Here is a 16,024-nt window from a genome sequence, read left to right on the forward strand (position 1 = left end):
ATTATTAACAATGGTCTTTTCTGTTGAAACACGTAAATAGGCGCATCATCTTACAACTTCCAGCATTTTATCGCCAAAGTCTCATACATCTTTCCTTCCTTATGTTAATAGGTAACAGAAGAGTTAATGATACGGACAACACACAATAGGAAGGTGACTCGCTATACGCAGTCACCTAAAATGCATCAAATAATGACCATTTCTGGTCCGAAATAATCTGTGATGGTGAGAATCAACCTAAATACTTACTCATCACCAAAGAAGCATTAGTACCACCGAAACCAAAACTATTGGACATCACCGTATTCAACTTTTGTTCAGTAGGTTTAGTAATGATATTCATGCCTGCCGCTTTATCATCAAGATCTTCAATGTTAATACTTGGTGCAATAAAACCATGCTCTAACATCAGTAGGCTATAAATCGCTTCGTGTACACCAGCAGCGCCCAGTGAATGGCCGGTCATCGCTTTTGTTGCAGAAATTGCCGGTGTTGTATCACCAAAGACTTCCCTGATCGCCTCCAACTCTTTCAAATCACCCGCAGGAGTAGAGGTACCGTGCGTATTCACATAATCAATGGAACCTTCCACACCTTGCAACGCCATATTCATACAACGAACCGCACCTTCGCCAGATGGAACAACCATATCTGCGCCATCCGATGTTGCACCATAACCAATAATTTCAGCGTATATGTGTGCGCCGCGAGCCAGTGCATGTTCTAATTCTTCCACAACAACAATACCGCCGCCGCCAGCAATAACAAAACCATCACGGCCCTTATCGTAAGTACGGGACGCTTTTTCCGGCGTTTCGTTGTACTTCGTTGAAAGTGCGCCCATTGCATCAAATTCACAGCTCATTTCCCAGCACAGCTCTTCACCACCACCGGCAAAAACAATATCTTGTTTTCCTAACTGAATAAGTTCAGCCGCATGACCAATGCAATGAGCAGAAGTAGAACATGCAGAACTGATAGAATAGTTTACCCCTTTGATTTTAAAGGGAGTTGCAAGGCAAGCTGACACACCGGAAGCCATCGCACGGGTTACTACATAAGGTCCCACACCACGCAAACCTCGAGCACGCATACCATCAGCAGCCGCAACCTGGCTATATGGAGAACCACCGCCAGAACCCACTACCAGTCCGCTACGAATATTGGAAACCTGATCATCAGTCAAGCCAGAATCTTTAATTGCCTCATCCATCGCCAGATAAGCATAAACAGAAGCATCGCTCATGAAACGCTGAATTTTTCGGTCTATTAACCCCGCGGTATCCAGTTTTACATTACCCCAGACATGGCTTCTCATTCCTATCTCTTTGAATTTCTCAGAAAAAATTATCCCGGAGCGGCCTTCTTTCAGAGATGCTAGTACTTCTTTCTGATTATTACCAATGCTGGAAACAATACCCAAGCCAGTGATTACTACACGCTTCATCAAATACCTCATTAACTATGTTTATCTGCGGGATTTCGATCTACTATAGTAGCACTTTAGCGTACACTTGTACGCTGAACAAGTCCGATCAGGATAAAATTACTAAGAAAAATTCATATTTTTAAAAATCCCAATATGTTTTCACATCAAAATAACCGTTAACTTTCATAGAATACAGTAAAAAATATCCCGATTTTAATAGATAAAAATAAGTTTCAGATAGGAATTATTTTGGTAAACAATAAGATCAAAAAACACTTTTAATTTCCATCGAAAATTTAATCTAAGGATAATAATATCAATGCAATACATATGAACTTATCAAGCATACAAATAATGATTAGTAGGCTTATATTTATATAGAAGTTGATATACCTGCTATTTTTATTAAGTTTCTTGCTAATTAGAAACAAATTTAATAACTGATAATAATAAGGATGAATAAAATTTTCATGAAATAAATCAATCCCTATGTTATATTACTGACTGAATTACGTAAAATACCTAAACTTACAGTAACAAATGTTTTAGAACAGAAAACTTTCTGACTTAATCAACCGATAAAGCCATTATTCACACAAAAAGTAATGGCAATTATGCTATACCCTATGGATTTCAAGATGCATCGCGGCGGCAAGGGAGTGAATCCCCGGGAGCATAGATAACTATGTGACCGGGGTGAGCGAGTGCAGCCAACAAAGAGGCAACTTTAAAGATAACGGGTATATGTCATATGCAAATGGTCGGTTCCTTGTAAGACCTAAGTAACTTTACCCAATAATCCTAATGGGGGTTAATAATGAGAGGACTTGGTTATCTTCTACTGAGCGTTGGTATTATATGGATCCTAGTGGCTTTTAATATGGATGCAAACATTTTATCACAATACAGCAACAAATCTAACAATATAGAGCCAATTTATTCACAACAAAATCATATCCTAATCGGTGCATTCATCACGCTTTATGGACTCATTATGATTATATCCAGTAAGAATCAGCGATTATTAGAGTCTATATACAGAAGTAATACTAAGGAGATTGCCGGGTTCAATTCAGAGGAAGTATTTATACCTATACAAAATTCAGATTACTTAAAACGGGCTAATAATTACCGCCATTATGATTTTATTGACAAATATTCAAATACCCTTGAAAAGAGAATAGTTGAATTTTGTAAGTTATGCTCATCCTATATTGAAGAAGTAAATCATAATGGCGGTGATAAAGAAGCGGCCAAGCGTAAAGTGATATCAATGATTGATACGATTTCCTCACATTTAAAAGAGAGACAATCAAAGGAATTTAAAAAATTATGTAAATTCCATATTCATTTATAAATACCAAACCTCGCTATTTTGGACTGCACCCCAAATGTTATACCCTATGGATTTCAAGATGCATCGCGACGGCAAGGGAGCGAATCCCCAGGAGCATAGGTAACTATGTGACTGGGGTGAGTGAGCGCAGCCAACAAAGAGGCGACTTGAAAGATGACGGGTATAGGTATAGACACTGGCTGATTAAGGTGCAGTTTTATGAAACAGAAACATTCCATATCAAAGCAAATGTCTCCTCAGTAATTCCCTTTGCTAAAGTCAATATTTCGTTCAGGTACACATAGGGAAAGATTGGTAACTCATATCGGCAACATATGAGTAAGTTTCGCAGTTTCCATCGGTACCTCCGTCTTAACGCTTTGAATACTGTCTATCCGGGTTAGATGTTCGGCATGGAAACGGCGATAAGAGTGTAGATCCTCAGTAACGATTCTCAGAAGCGCATCACATTCCCCTGCCATTAAGTGGCATTCCACAATTTCAGGCATTTCTTGAATAGCATCCGTGAAACTCTGAATTGTCTCTGCATCCTGAGCCTTGAGCCAAATCCGGGCAAACAATGAAAGACCAGCTCCGATCTTTGAGCCATCAAGAACAGCAACATAACGCTTAATAATCCCTGCTTCTTCCAACAACCGTACACGCCGCAAGCAAGGCGATGGAGATAAACCAACCTTCTTAGCTAATTCGACATTCTGGAGCCGACCATCACGTTGTAAGGCACGAAGAATACGTTTATCAATATTATCTAATTTCATTGGCATTCAATTCCATTAAAAATAAAAATTTATTATACAGATTTCAATATTAATAGAAAAAATGAAAAAATAGACACAAAATACTATAAAAATTAGCTTAAAATACCAATAATTATCTTTTTGTAGATTGATTATAGCGTTCTGCCTGCTCAACCTACTTGTTCTAATCCAGTAATTCAGATGTTCTTGTTAGATATTTATGGAGGAAAAATCATGCAGTTAGAAAATCTGCTAGTCTTCTCTGCTACGGTATTACCGTTAATTTGTACCCCTGGGCCAGATATCATGTTCGTGGCATCTCAAGGTCTATCAGCAGGAAAAAAAGCAGCCCTACGTGCCAATGCGGGGATCATCTCCGGCTATTGTCTGCATGGCATTCTCGGCGCTCTGGGCGTTACAGCTATTGTGGCAACTTCACCAATTCTGTTCGAAGCGATGCGTTGGGTCGGCGTTGTCTACCTGATCTATTTAGCAGTTCAGATGTTTCGTTCAGCAATGCGCCCCGGAAAAATAATTTTATCATCCTCACCGGCTAAGACCTTGCTGACCAAAGGTTTTCTGACCAGCTTCCTCAACCCCAAGGGGTTGCTGGTCTACTTTGCTATCCTGCCAAACTTCATCATCGCGGACGACAACTATACGCTCCAATCTATCATTCTTTCAGTCACTTTCATCAGTACCTGTGCTCTCATTTACGGATTAATCGGTGTCATCATCGCTAACATGGGTCAAAAAGGCTCATTTAGCGATCGTCGCCGTCGCTGGGTTGAAGGAATTGCCGCTGGGCTTTTGTGTTTGGCTGCCGGCCACTTAGCCAAGAACTGAACAGCAAGTTTATTAATATGATACCCGATAATATTCAGCATCTATCCGAGCATAGGTGCTGACCGCTAATCAACTCACTATATTTCCTATCTTTTCTTCTGTCTGGTGGTACATCAAGCTTAACCTCGTTAAAATCGCATTATTATCAGTAATATTGCAGGCATTACCGTGAAAAATTCTGCTATTTGTACCGCAACCTTAAGTTGGAATGATCAAGGTACTCCAGTTTCAACACAGTTTGATGACGTTTATTTCTCAAATCAGGATGGGTTGGAAGAAACTCGTTATGTATTCCTTAATGGCAACCACTTCCCCCAACGATTCAGCACCCATTCCCGTTCTAACTGTGTAATCGCGGAAACCGGCTTCGGAACCGGACTGAATTTTCTGACGCTCTGGCAATCATTTGATGCATTTCGACAGCAAAATCCTGATGCGCCATTGAAACGTCTGCATTTCATCAGTTTCGAGAAGTATCCACTGAAAACCAACGACTTAAAAGCCGCTCATCAACGCTGGCCTGAGCTTGAAATTTTTTCGCAGCAACTCTGCCAGCAATGGCCTCAACCACTGGCAGGCTGTCATCGATTGATTATGGCAAACGGCGCCGTCACACTGGATTTATGGTTTGGTGATGTCAATGATCTGTTACCAACAATGGATTCCAGTCTTCACGGCAAAATAGATGCCTGGTTTTTAGATGGCTTTGCTCCTGCCAAAAACCCACAAATGTGGAGTGAACAGTTGTTTGCTGCAATGGGGCGATTTGCTCACCCAGAAGGCACTTTTGCAACCTTTACTTCTGCGGGTATCGTCCGTCGTGGTTTACAACAAGCCGGTTTTGATGTCAGTAAAGTCAAAGGATTTGGCCGCAAAAGAGAAATGCTGACTGGGGTTCTGGCAACTCAGAAGTATCAGCCATTACCTGAACCTTGGTTTGCCCGGCCGTCAGCAAGCCACGCCAATGATATCGCTATTATCGGCGGCGGGATTGCCAGTATTCTCACCGCGCTTGCGCTATTGCGTCGTGGAGCGCAGGTGACTCTTTATTGTCAAGATGCAGCCCCAGCACAAGGTGCGTCTGGTAATCGCCAGGGAGCACTTTATCCGCTACTGAACGGCAGTCATAACGGACTCGAAAAGTTCTTTACCTCTGCATTTACCTTTGCTCGCCGCCAGTATGAGCAATTATCAGCGCAGGGGATTGATTTCGACCATCAATGGTGTGGTGTCAGCCAGCTTGCTTATGATGAAAAAAGTAGCAGGAAAATTGAGAAAATGTTGGCAACAGAATGGCCGAGTGAATTTGCTATTGGTATGAACTGCCACCAGTTGAGTGAAAAATGTGGGCTGGACATTCACCACCACGGCATTCACTATCCGCAAGGCGGATGGCTATGTCCGGCTGAACTTACCAAGGCAGCAACCGAATTAGCGCAACAGCAAGGCATGCTCTGTCGCTTCAATCATCAAATTACTGCCCTTAACCACAACCAGCATGGTTGGCAACTGCATTTGATGCATCAAGGGCAATCACTAAACGCACATCATAAAACAGTAGTGATTGCTAACGGTCATTATCTACCCCAGTTTGAACAAACCGAGAAACTGCCGGTAACGGCTGTGCGTGGTCAAGTCAGCCACATCCCAACCACAACTGATCTAAGTCAATTGCAAAATGTACTTTGCTACGATGGTTATATGACACCGGCTAATCCAGCCAATCAACACCACTGTATCGGCGCTAGTTACCAACGTCATCGGCTTGATAGTGAATATTCTGAAGCAGAACAACAAGAGAACCGAGATCGATTGCTAAAATGTTTACCTGATGCCGAATGGGTAAATCAGGTTGATGTTTCTACTAAACAATCCCGTCAAGCTATTCGCTGCGTTATTCGTGACCATATGCCAATGGTAGGAAATGTACCGGATCTCAATAAAATAATGACAGATTATCAAAATCTGCCAGAAAAAATCCGCACAGGGAACCCCATCGCAGATGCACCCTGTTATTCCAATCTGTTTGTTATCGGGGCATTAGGTTCCCGTGGATTATGTTCTGCGCCACTCAGCGCAGAAATCCTTGCAGGGCAGATCTTTGATGAGCCATTACCTCTGGATAATGAAACACTAGCAGCTCTTCACCCAAACCGTTTTTGGATCAGAAAACTACTAAAAGGCCGTAAATTGAAAATTGAAAAGCCATTAAGGAACTGCACTGCCAAATGTTAGATATTCATATGAATTTTGGTAGCACAGTTCGTTTTCTGTCCCTTAATAAAATTATTGAGCTTTAGCATTATCCAATAGGCGCTGCCAGGTATTAAGAACAAGAACCTGATCCGGTGGCGCCAATTCTCCCGCTTTAATCGCATTTTGGATACTTTCTTCAACACGGTTATGAAGCTGTTCAGCCGTATGCGCACCTTCCTGCTCCAATTCTGCTACCGCTAAAGTGAGATGCCCGCGGAGATAACCACCAGCAAACAATTCATCATCACTGGCATGATCTACCATGTCATCAATTTGCGCCAAAATACGCGTTTCAAACTCAGCGAGCATTATTTTTCTTTCCTCAAAATTCAGTATTCAATCTGCGAATATATCTTCCGGATAGGGAAAATGTTCCGCTTTCAATGGGGGCGTATTGTAGAACGAGTGCAACCCCTGAATAAAGCACCCCGCTCTCGTGGGTATCCCCTGCGCCAGATAGTCCATGACCTGAGCATGAACTTTACGCTGAAAAGCTAATCTGTCAGGCTCCAAATCCCCTTCAAGGTTGTCACAACTGACATTGAACGGAAAACCTGCCGCAGTACAAAACAACCAATCAAGTGCCTGTGGTTTAATTTCTACTTTTTCAAATTCATTTTGCGTCTGTGCATCACGCCCATCCGGGCAATACCAGTAACCAAAATCCACTAGTTTACGGCGCTCTTTACCCGCAATGCACCAATGCGCAATTTCATGTAATGCGCTAGCATAGAAACCATGAGCAAACACAATCCGGTTATAGGGAACTTCTTCATCTGCCGGCAGGTAAATAGGTTCGTTATCACCTTTGACTAAATGGGTGTTGTATTCATCACCGAAACAGCGATTAAAAATATCAATAAGTTGTTGATAGTTATGCGTTATCATGAATTAAAAACAAAATCCTGAATCAGAAATAAAATGCCAACCAGCTACGGATCGTATCGCCGTGATTATCATTCAGTAATTTAATACTCATCAAAAAAGAGATAATGACAATCATAGGACGAATCAGTTTTTGCCCGTGAGTCAAAACTAAACTTGCGCCTAACCGCGCGCCAATCACCTGTCCTACCAACATCACAAGGCCCAATACCCACAAAACTTGACCGCCAAGGATAAAAAGCGCCAGTGAACCTATATTAGAAGCAAAGTTCAGTACCTTAGCATGCGCGGTGGATTTCGCCAGGTTATAGCCGCACAACAAGACATAAGCCAACGCATAAAATGAGCCAACACCGGGGCCAAATATACCATCATATAAACCAAGCCCACTCCCGATAAGCAAGGCAAATACCACAGGCGTCAGGCGACGATGGCGATCTTCCATACCAATGGCTGGCGTTAGAAGGAAATAAAGACCAATGATAATAACCAGAACTGGTAATAGCTGGCAGAGAAAATCCGGCTTTATAAACTGGACAATAATCGCACCAGCCATTGAACCAAGTAATGTCATCAGTATGGCAAAGCGTTGAGATTTTAGATCAACCTCACCATAACGAACAAAATAGAGGCTGGCAGAGAAGGAACCTCCCACTGCCTGCAACTTGTTTGTCGCTAACGCCTGCACCGGCGAAACACCAACGGATAACAGTGCCGGGATAGTTAGTAAACCGCCGCCGCCAGAAATTGAGTCAATAAATCCAGCCATCACTGCAACCAGAAAGAGCAGAAGGTAAACTTCCGCACCTAATGACAATAACCAGTCCATATTTCATCCCATCAAAAGAAACCGCTTATCAGCATTAAGCCACCCATTTCAGTCTCTGGGATTTTCAAGGCTAGCTTCATTCTCAAATTCACCAGCGAGGAAGGCTGGATTCAACATCAGCACACTGCGCCCTCTGGCGTAATAGGTGATCCATCAGCACAATCGCCATCATAGCTTCTGCAATCGGTACAGCACGGATACCAACACAGGGATCATGGCGGCCACGAGTGACCATTTCCACCTCTTCACCCTGACGGTTAATCGTTTTACCCGGCACCATAATGCTGGAAGTTGGCTTCAACGCAATATGAGCAATAATTGGCTGACTGCTGCTAATACCTCCCAGAATTCCTCCCGCATGATTACTGGTGAATCCCCGAGCTGTCATTTCGTCCCTGTTTTCGCTGCCACGTAAATTAATAACACCGAAACCATCACCCATTTCGACACCTTTTACTGCGTTAATACTCATCAGCGCATGAGCAATATCAGCATCAAGACGGTCGAAAACCGGTTCTCCCAAACCAGCCGGAACATTCTCCGCGACAACCGTCACTTTCGCGCCAATAGAATCCCCCGCTTTTTTCAGTTCACGCATCAAAGCATCAAGCTGTTCAAGTTTGGTTTCATCAGGACTGAAAAATGGGTTTTGTTCCACCTGTTCCCAATCTTTCAATTGGCAATGGATATTTCCCATCTGGGTCAAGCAGGCACGGACACGAATACCATATTTATCCAACAAATATTTTTTCGCTATTGCACCTGCTGCAACACGCATCGCCGTTTCGCGTGCAGAAGAGCGACCGCCGCCACGATAGTCGCGGATACCGTATTTTTGTTCATAAGTGTAATCAGCATGGCCTGGACGAAATACATCTTTAATAGCGCTGTAGTCCTGAGAACGCTGGTCAGTATTTTCAATGAGTAAACCGATACTGGCGCCAGTAGTTACCCCTTCAAATACCCCCGAAAGAATGCGAACCTGATCCGGCTCACGGCGCTGCGTTGTATAACGGGAAGTTCCCGGACGACGCCTGTCTAAATCAACTTGCAAATCGGCTTCTGTGATTGCAATGCCCGGCGGCACACCATCGACAATACATCCCAACGCCAAACCGTGAGATTCGCCAAAAGTGGTGACCCGGAAAAATTGCCCGATACTATTTCCCGCCATCCCAGTTCCTTCCTATTAATCGTTCTTTATATTTGACTCTGCCCGTTTTGCATTATTACCGCAGCTACAGCCTATGCAATTATTCAATCTTTGAATAAGCGAAAATGTTCGTGATGTTCAACCAACTGTTGACGTGTCAACATAAATACGCCGTCACCACCATATTCAAATTCCAACCAGGTAAATGGCACATCAGGATATTGTTCAATCAAATGCACCATACTGTTGCCAACCTCACAAATCAACACGCCTCGTTCGGTGAGAAAATCTGGAGCAGTCGCCAGAATACGGCGTGCCAGTTTCAAACCATCCGAACCTGCCGCCAAACCTAATTCAGGCTCACGGCGAAACTCTTCCGGCAAATCGCTCATATCCTCGGCATCGACATAAGGCGGATTTGTGACAATAAGATCGTACTTAACCGGCGGCATATCGCGGAATAGATCAGAACGAATCGGAATGACCCGGTGGTCAAGGTTGTGATTCTGAATATTCTGTTCAGTTACAGCCAGCACATCTGCGGAAATATCCACAGCATCTATTTCTGCTTCCGGGAAAACATATGCACAAGCAATGGCAATACAACCACTACCCGTGCAGAGATCAAGAATATTGGCGGGCTGGTCGGTGATCAATCCTGCAAATTCATTATTAATTAATTCACCAATCGGTGAACGAGGAACCAAAACCCGTTCATCAACATAAAATTCATGACCACAAAACCAGGCTCTGTTAGTCAAATAAGCAACGGGAATACGCTCATTAATACGGCGCAGTACTCGTTCGACAATACGATGACGTTCAGTCGATGTCAGTCGCGTGGTTAGCATCTCTTGTGGGATATCCAGCGGCAAAAACAGTGAGGGAAGAACCAGTTGCAGCGCCTCATCCCAAGGATTATCTGTACCGTGCCCGTAATAAATATTCGCCGCATTAAACCGGCTAACAGACCAGCGCAACATATCCTGAATGGTATATAACTCAGCTACTGCCTCATCGATAAAAATCTTGTCCAAAATCACCTCCAGCCCTGCAAATTCATTAGCCTGCTAGTTTGCCACGATCATTGAAACAAATCAGCTTTATATCAGGCTAATGACATAGAATTTTAAGCGATAATGTTCAGCAAACAGTGAATTAAGAAATGACCATTAAACAAGGCAGCACAAATGTTTTATTGCAGATTTTTAATTAATCTTCAACACAAACCGTCTTATTCAGCAACAAGACGGTTTGGTTTCTACATATTTAACACTGTGTTTCTCTGGCTGATTGAGCGCTCACAATAATGACATTTTTTCGTATCCATAGATAATAGGCGGATGTTAACAGCATGATCCATACTCCTCCCACATAGAACGCAATTCGTGTCTGCGGAAAGTAACTGAGAACAGCAATAACAAATATCATAAAAATAATGGTCAGAATCGGCGCCACAGGCCACATCGGTACTGGGAATTGTAATTTCTGTACTTCTCCCGGCGACATTTTTCTGCGCATAGCAAATTGAGAGAGCAAAATCATTAACCAGACCCACACGGTGGCAAAAGTCGCAATTGAAGCAACAATGACGAATACCTGTTTAGGGAGCAAGTAATTGAGAACCACTGCACACAATAGTGCCAGCGTCATAACCATGATCGTCACCCAAGGCACCCCGTTACGGCTTAAATGCATAAATTTTTTATGCGCTAATCCTTTCTCAGCCATACCGTACATCATACGACCAGCACCAAAAATATCGCTATTAATGGCCGAAATTGCCGCCGTAATAACGACAATATTCAGAATATTGGCCGCCGAATCAATACCTAACCCCTGAAATATTGCGACAAATGGACTCCCTTCTTGACCGATACTGCTCCAAGGGTAAATTGCCATTAATACAAAAATAGTGAGTACATAAAACAGAAGAATACGAAACGGAATAGAGTTAATCGCTTGCGGGATCACTTTCGCCGGATTTTTAGCCTCACTGGATGTAATACCGATGATTTCAATGCCACCGAAAGCAAACATCACAACAGCCAGAGACTCAATAATGCCACCCAGCCCATTCGGCATAAACCCGCCGTGTCGCCACAGATTTTGAACTCCTGTTGCCTGAAAATGGCCGCTAAAACCAAACAGAATAATACCTACTCCGGCAATAATCATGGCGCTGATCGCGGCAACTTTCAGAATCGATAACCAGAATTCCATTTCGCCAAATACTTTGACTTTACAAAGATTGAGTGCGCCAATAATGAAAATAATGCTAAGTACCCATATCCAACGCGGCACTTCCGGGTACCATAGCCCCATATAAATGCCAAAAGCCGTCACATCCGCCAGACAAACGATGATCATTTCGAAAGTATAAGTCCAGCCGGTAATAAATCCGGGTAACGGGCCTAAATATTGATGAGCGTAACTAGCGAAAGAGCCGGCATCCGGTCTGTGGACCGCCATTTCTCCTAAAGCGCGCATAACCATAAAGACAGCAGCGCCGCCCACTAAATAAGCTAATAATACTGCCGGACCAGCCATGTTTATTGCTTCAGCAGAACCATAAAAAAGACCTGTACCAATCGCCGAACCCAACGCCATAAACCGGATATGGCGTGCGTTGAGTCCTCGCTCTAGTTGTAATGAGGCTTGCATAATTTACCCTCTTATCTTTTATTATTGGGTTTTATGAGAAAGATAGATGTGACAATCAGGCCGGTCAGGCGCCGGCCGTTGGTTTATTTTTTAACGGTTATTTTTACTCTGTAATATCTGTCCAGAAGGAAGTAATGAGGAGAGATGTTGCTCGGCTAATAATTTCACAGCAGCATCAATATCAGGCGCAAAGAAACGATCCTGATCGTAATAATCTACCTTCGCTCGCAGGATACCCCGCGCTTTTTCCAGAATCGGACTGCTTTTCAGGCCATTGCGGAAATCAATTCCCTGACAGGCAGATAACCATTCAATTGCCAAAATACCCCGGGCATTCTCTGCCATTTCCCATAAACGACGCCCAGCAGCCGGCGCCATTGATACATGATCTTCCTGATTGGCCGAAGTCGGTAAACTGTCAACACTCGCCGGGTGCGCCAACGCTTTATTTTCACTGGCGAGCGCCGCCGCCGTTACCTGTGCAATCATAAAACCTGAATTCACACCACCATTCTCAACCAGAAAAGGCGGAAGCTGTGACATGTGAGAATCCATCAACAACGCAATACGTCGTTCTGACAATGCGCCTATCTCCGCCAATACCAGAGCCAAATTATCAGATGCCATTGCAACAGGTTCAGCATGGAAGTTACCACCGGAAATCACCTCTCCCTGCTCAGCAAACACCAATGGGTTATCAGATACGGCATTAGCTTCAGTCAGAATAACATCAGCAGCATGGCGCAACTGAGTCAGGCAAGCGCCCATAACTTGCGGCTGGCAACGTAATGAATAAGGGTCCTGTACCTTGGGACAATTGATATGAGAATCTGATAGTTCGCTATTCTCTTCTAATACATGACGATACAATGCGGCAACATCGATCTGCCCCTGTTGCCCCCGTACCGCATGTACACGGGCATCAAATGGTTTGCGGGAACCCAATGCCGCCTCTACGGATAAAGAACCGCAAACTATCGCTGCCGCCAGCAGATCTTCTGCCTCAAACAACCCGCGTAACGCAAAAGCAGTAGATACTTGTGTTCCATTGAGCAACGCCAAACCTTCTTTAGCCGCTAATGTAATGGGTTGTAAATTGGCTTTTGCCAGCGCTTCTTGAGCTGGCAGCCATTGACCCTGATAACGTGCTTGCCCTTCCCCAAGTAATAACAGGCTCATATGTGCCAACGGCGCTAAATCACCAGAAGCCCCCACCGATCCTTTACAAGGAATATGAGGATAAATTTCCGCATTGACTAACGCGATTAATGCCTGAATAACTGCAAGACGAATGCCGGAGTAACCACGGGAAAGACTGTTAATCTTCAATACCATGATCAACCGGGTCATATTATCGTCCAACGCTTCACCGACCCCAGCAGCATGAGAGACAACCAGCGAACGCTGTAGTTTTTCTAAATCATCTTCTTCAATCCGTGTACTGGCTAATAGTCCGAACCCGGTATTAATTCCATAGGCAGTGCGATTTTCAGCAAGAATCTCATTAACACACTCCACGCTGTGTTCAATAGCAGGAAAAATCTGGCTATCAAGAGCAATTTTTACCGGTTGTAAATAAACCTGACGTAATTCATTAAAAGTCAATTTGCCTGGATAAATAGTTAGCTGCTTCATAATGTTCCTTATTTTGTATTAAGCATCGGCAAGTCTAATCCTTGCTCTTTGGCACAATGGATAGCGATTTCATAACCTGCATCAGCATGACGCATAACCCCTGTAGCCGGATCGTTATGCAGCACCCGAGCTATACGCTCTGCGGCTTCGTCGGTTCCATCACAAACAATCACCATACCGGCATGTTGTGAAAAACCCATGCCGACGCCACCGCCATGATGCAGAGAAACCCAAGTCGCACCACTAGCAGTGTTCAGTAAGGCATTTAACAACGGCCAGTCCGAAACGGCATCTGAGCCATCACACATAGATTCGGTTTCGCGGTTCGGACTCGCGACAGAACCGGAATCCAGATGGTCACGACCAATAACAATTGGCGCAGAAAGTTCGCCACTACGTACCATTTCGTTAAAAGCCAACCCTAGCTTGGCTCGTTGCCCTAAACCAACCCAACAGATACGAGCCGGTAATCCCTGAAAGCTGATGCGTTCCCTTGCCATATCCAGCCAGTGATGCAAATGTTGATCATCGGGGAGCAATTCTTTGACTTTGGCATCAGTCTTATAGATATCCTGTGGATCACCGGAAAGCGCTACCCAGCGGAAGGGCCCAATACCACGGCAAAACAACGGGCGAATATAGGCAGGAACAAAACCGGGAAAATCGAAAGCATCTTCTACACCGACTTCATATGCCATTTGGCGAATATTGTTGCCGTAATCAAAAACAGGAATGCCTTGCTGCTGGAAAATCAACATCGCCTTAACATGTTCCATCATTGAAGATTTTGCCGCTTTGATAACCTCTTCCGGTGCTGAAATAGCACGCTGGCGATATTCTTCCCAACTCCAGTTTTTCGGCAGATAGCCATTGAGAGGATCATGTGCGCTTGTCTGGTCAGTGACCAAATCCGGGCGTACACCACGACGGACTAATTCAGGCAAGATTTCAGCCGCATTACCGCACAGTGCGATAGAGATGGCTTTACCTTCCTGAGTGTATTTCTCGATCCGAGCCAGCGCATCATCCAGATCTTTTGCTTGTTCATCGACATAACCAGTTCGCAGGCGGAAATCAATCCTGCTTTGCTGACATTCAATATTCAGCGAACATGCTCCGGCCAATGTTGCAGCCAGCGGTTGTGCTCCTCCCATACCACCCAAACCAGCAGTTAACACCCAACGGCCCTGTAAATTACCGTTATAATGCTGGCGGCCAGCTTCCACAAACGTTTCATAGGTGCCTTGAACAATCCCCTGACTGCCAATGTAAATCCAGCTACCCGCCGTCATTTGGCCGTACATAGCCAGCCCTTTAGCATCCAACTCGTTGAAATGTTCCCAATTAGCCCAGTGCGGTACTAAATTCGAATTTGCAATGAGTACTCGCGGAGCGTTGCTATGGGTTTTAAATACCCCAACTGGCTTGCCCGATTGGATTAACAACGTTTCATCGTCTTCCAGCTTTTTTAATGTTTCAACAATCTTGTCATAACATTCCCAATCTCTGGCAGCCCGGCCAATACCGCCATACACCACCAGTTCATGAGGGTTTTCAGCAACTTCTGGATCAAGATTATTCATTAACATGCGCAGAGGAGCTTCGGTTAACCAACTTTTGGCTGTTAATTGTGTTCCTCTGGGCGCCCGAATACCGACATTACGAAATTTACTATTTTGGGCGGTCACGGTCTGGCTCCTTTTGCCTTTTGTCTTCGGATATTTGTTAAATGTATAGTTGTATATACATGTATATTCAATAGGCCAAACCATTAGTTAAAATAACATATTTATGGGTTTATTATTTTTATTTTCTTATGAATCAATTTGTTAATATTATTTCTTGCCAATTATCAAGGAATAATATTTTTCTTATTTTTGTGTTTACAATCACAAATTATTTACATTAATTTTACAAAAATATGATTTAAGGAAGGAAAGGTTTTTCTAGTGGTTCGTCGCATCTGGATAAGAAGCAAGAGCAGGCAGTCCTCAATACGCTGGTTCAGATAGCCGGTTGTCGCTGGGAAATTGAGTGTGGTTTTGAGAAAACGAAAGGAGAATGTGGATTGGATCATGACGAAGTTCAACAATGGAAGAGCAGGTATCGACATATTGCCTTATCATATGGTGCATGCGGTTCTACAGATATAGAAGAAAATGACGGCATTACCTTGTCAGGAATTAAGAATTACATTGTCTGTATTTTATTCAATCTTAGCCACTGAGAAAAG

At 43.7% G+C, this 16,024-nt stretch carries 13 protein-coding genes and 1 pseudogene; 4 read left to right on the forward strand and 10 right to left on the reverse strand.

The features are described 5' to 3' along the window. Positions 1-232: 232 nt before the first annotated feature. Positions 233-1,447 (reverse strand): beta-ketoacyl-ACP synthase I, encoded by a 1,215-nt coding sequence (gene fabB, locus OO184_RS07130; RefSeq protein WP_265378578.1) that lies wholly within the window; start codon positions 1,445-1,447, stop codon positions 233-235. A gap of 799 nt (positions 1,448-2,246) precedes the next feature. On the opposite strand from fabB, the gene OO184_RS07135 reads away from it, so the two are divergent. Continuing rightward, complete coding sequence (locus tag OO184_RS07135; RefSeq protein WP_265378579.1) at positions 2,247-2,786, forward strand: hypothetical protein; 540 nt, start codon at positions 2,247-2,249, stop codon at positions 2,784-2,786. Between the two features lie 299 nt (positions 2,787-3,085). On the opposite strand, the gene OO184_RS07140 is transcribed toward OO184_RS07135, so the two are convergent. Then, complete coding sequence (locus OO184_RS07140) at positions 3,086-3,550, reverse strand: Lrp/AsnC family transcriptional regulator (RefSeq protein ID WP_265378580.1); 465 nt, start codon at positions 3,548-3,550, stop codon at positions 3,086-3,088. Positions 3,551-3,757: 207 nt separating this feature from the next. Between OO184_RS07140 and OO184_RS07145 the strand changes: the two genes are divergently transcribed. Together OO184_RS07145 and mnmC are read left to right on the forward strand one after the other, a co-directional pair. Beyond that, positions 3,758-4,369, forward strand: coding sequence for a LysE family translocator (locus OO184_RS07145; RefSeq protein ID WP_265378581.1), 612 nt, complete (start codon positions 3,758-3,760; stop codon positions 4,367-4,369). A 168-nt stretch (positions 4,370-4,537) separates the two neighbouring features. Next, on the forward strand, positions 4,538-6,604 hold the full coding sequence (gene mnmC, locus OO184_RS07150; protein WP_265378582.1) for a bifunctional tRNA (5-methylaminomethyl-2-thiouridine)(34)-methyltransferase MnmC2/FAD-dependent 5-carboxymethylaminomethyl-2-thiouridine(34) oxidoreductase MnmC1: 2,067 nt from the start codon (positions 4,538-4,540) through the stop codon (positions 6,602-6,604). Positions 6,605-6,655: 51 nt separating this feature from the next. On the opposite strand, the gene OO184_RS07155 is transcribed toward mnmC, so the two are convergent. From OO184_RS07155 to hutU, 8 genes are all read right to left on the reverse strand, one after another. After that, a complete protein-coding gene (locus OO184_RS07155; protein ID WP_088371030.1) occupies positions 6,656-6,934 on the reverse strand; it encodes a YfcL family protein in 279 nt (92 codons plus the stop codon). A 27-nt stretch (positions 6,935-6,961) separates the two neighbouring features. Next, a complete protein-coding gene (locus tag OO184_RS07160) occupies positions 6,962-7,513 on the reverse strand; it encodes an elongation factor P hydroxylase (RefSeq protein ID WP_265378583.1) in 552 nt (183 codons plus the stop codon). 22 nt (positions 7,514-7,535) lie between these two features. After that, positions 7,536-8,339, reverse strand: a complete 804-nt coding sequence (locus OO184_RS07165; RefSeq protein WP_265378584.1) for a sulfite exporter TauE/SafE family protein — start codon at positions 8,337-8,339, stop codon at positions 7,536-7,538. A gap of 88 nt (positions 8,340-8,427) precedes the next feature. Next, a complete protein-coding gene (gene aroC, locus OO184_RS07170; RefSeq protein WP_265378585.1) occupies positions 8,428-9,513 on the reverse strand; it encodes a chorismate synthase in 1,086 nt (361 codons plus the stop codon). 83 nt (positions 9,514-9,596) lie between these two features. Continuing rightward, complete coding sequence (gene prmB, locus OO184_RS07175; RefSeq protein ID WP_265378586.1) at positions 9,597-10,529, reverse strand: 50S ribosomal protein L3 N(5)-glutamine methyltransferase; 933 nt, start codon at positions 10,527-10,529, stop codon at positions 9,597-9,599. Positions 10,530-10,761: 232 nt separating this feature from the next. Continuing rightward, complete coding sequence (gene hutT, locus OO184_RS07180; RefSeq protein ID WP_265378587.1) at positions 10,762-12,156, reverse strand: L-histidine transporter HutT; 1,395 nt, start codon at positions 12,154-12,156, stop codon at positions 10,762-10,764. 90 nt (positions 12,157-12,246) lie between these two features. After that, positions 12,247-13,791: a histidine ammonia-lyase gene (gene hutH, locus OO184_RS07185; protein ID WP_265378588.1), complete on the reverse strand. Its 1,545-nt coding sequence runs from the start codon at positions 13,789-13,791 to the stop codon at positions 12,247-12,249. Positions 13,792-13,799: 8 nt separating this feature from the next. Beyond that, on the reverse strand, positions 13,800-15,479 hold the full coding sequence (gene hutU, locus OO184_RS07190; protein WP_265378589.1) for a urocanate hydratase: 1,680 nt from the start codon (positions 15,477-15,479) through the stop codon (positions 13,800-13,802). Between the two features lie 287 nt (positions 15,480-15,766). On the opposite strand from hutU, the pseudogene OO184_RS25440 reads away from it, so the two are divergent. Next, positions 15,767-15,941 (forward strand): annotated as a pseudogene (locus OO184_RS25440) (IS701 family transposase); the annotation flags it as partial. Positions 15,942-16,024 lie beyond the last annotated feature (83 nt).

Origin of the sequence: Photorhabdus aballayi (genome assembly GCF_026153155.1) — a bacterium.
GTDB lineage: Bacteria > Pseudomonadota > Gammaproteobacteria > Enterobacterales > Enterobacteriaceae > Photorhabdus > Photorhabdus luminescens.

Bases quoted from the DNA above. Each gene is read 5' to 3' on its own strand.
- OO184_RS07160 (WP_265378583.1), bottom strand. From the start codon at position 7,513: ATGATAACGCATAACTATCAACAACTTATTGATATTTTTAATCGCTGT.
- hutH (WP_265378588.1), bottom strand. From the start codon at position 13,791: ATGAAGCAGCTAACTATTTATCCAGGCAAATTGACTTTTAATGAATTA.
- OO184_RS07135 (WP_265378579.1), top strand. From the start codon at position 2,247: ATGAGAGGACTTGGTTATCTTCTACTGAGCGTTGGTATTATATGGATC.
- aroC (WP_265378585.1), bottom strand. From the start codon at position 9,513: ATGGCGGGAAATAGTATCGGGCAATTTTTCCGGGTCACCACTTTTGGC.
- fabB (WP_265378578.1), bottom strand. From the start codon at position 1,447: ATGAAGCGTGTAGTAATCACTGGCTTGGGTATTGTTTCCAGCATTGGT.
- OO184_RS07155 (WP_088371030.1), bottom strand. From the start codon at position 6,934: ATGCTCGCTGAGTTTGAAACGCGTATTTTGGCGCAAATTGATGACATG.
- OO184_RS07145 (WP_265378581.1), top strand. From the start codon at position 3,758: ATGCAGTTAGAAAATCTGCTAGTCTTCTCTGCTACGGTATTACCGTTA.
- OO184_RS07140 (WP_265378580.1), bottom strand. From the start codon at position 3,550: ATGCCAATGAAATTAGATAATATTGATAAACGTATTCTTCGTGCCTTA.
- OO184_RS07165 (WP_265378584.1), bottom strand. From the start codon at position 8,339: ATGGACTGGTTATTGTCATTAGGTGCGGAAGTTTACCTTCTGCTCTTT.
- hutT (WP_265378587.1), bottom strand. From the start codon at position 12,156: ATGCAAGCCTCATTACAACTAGAGCGAGGACTCAACGCACGCCATATC.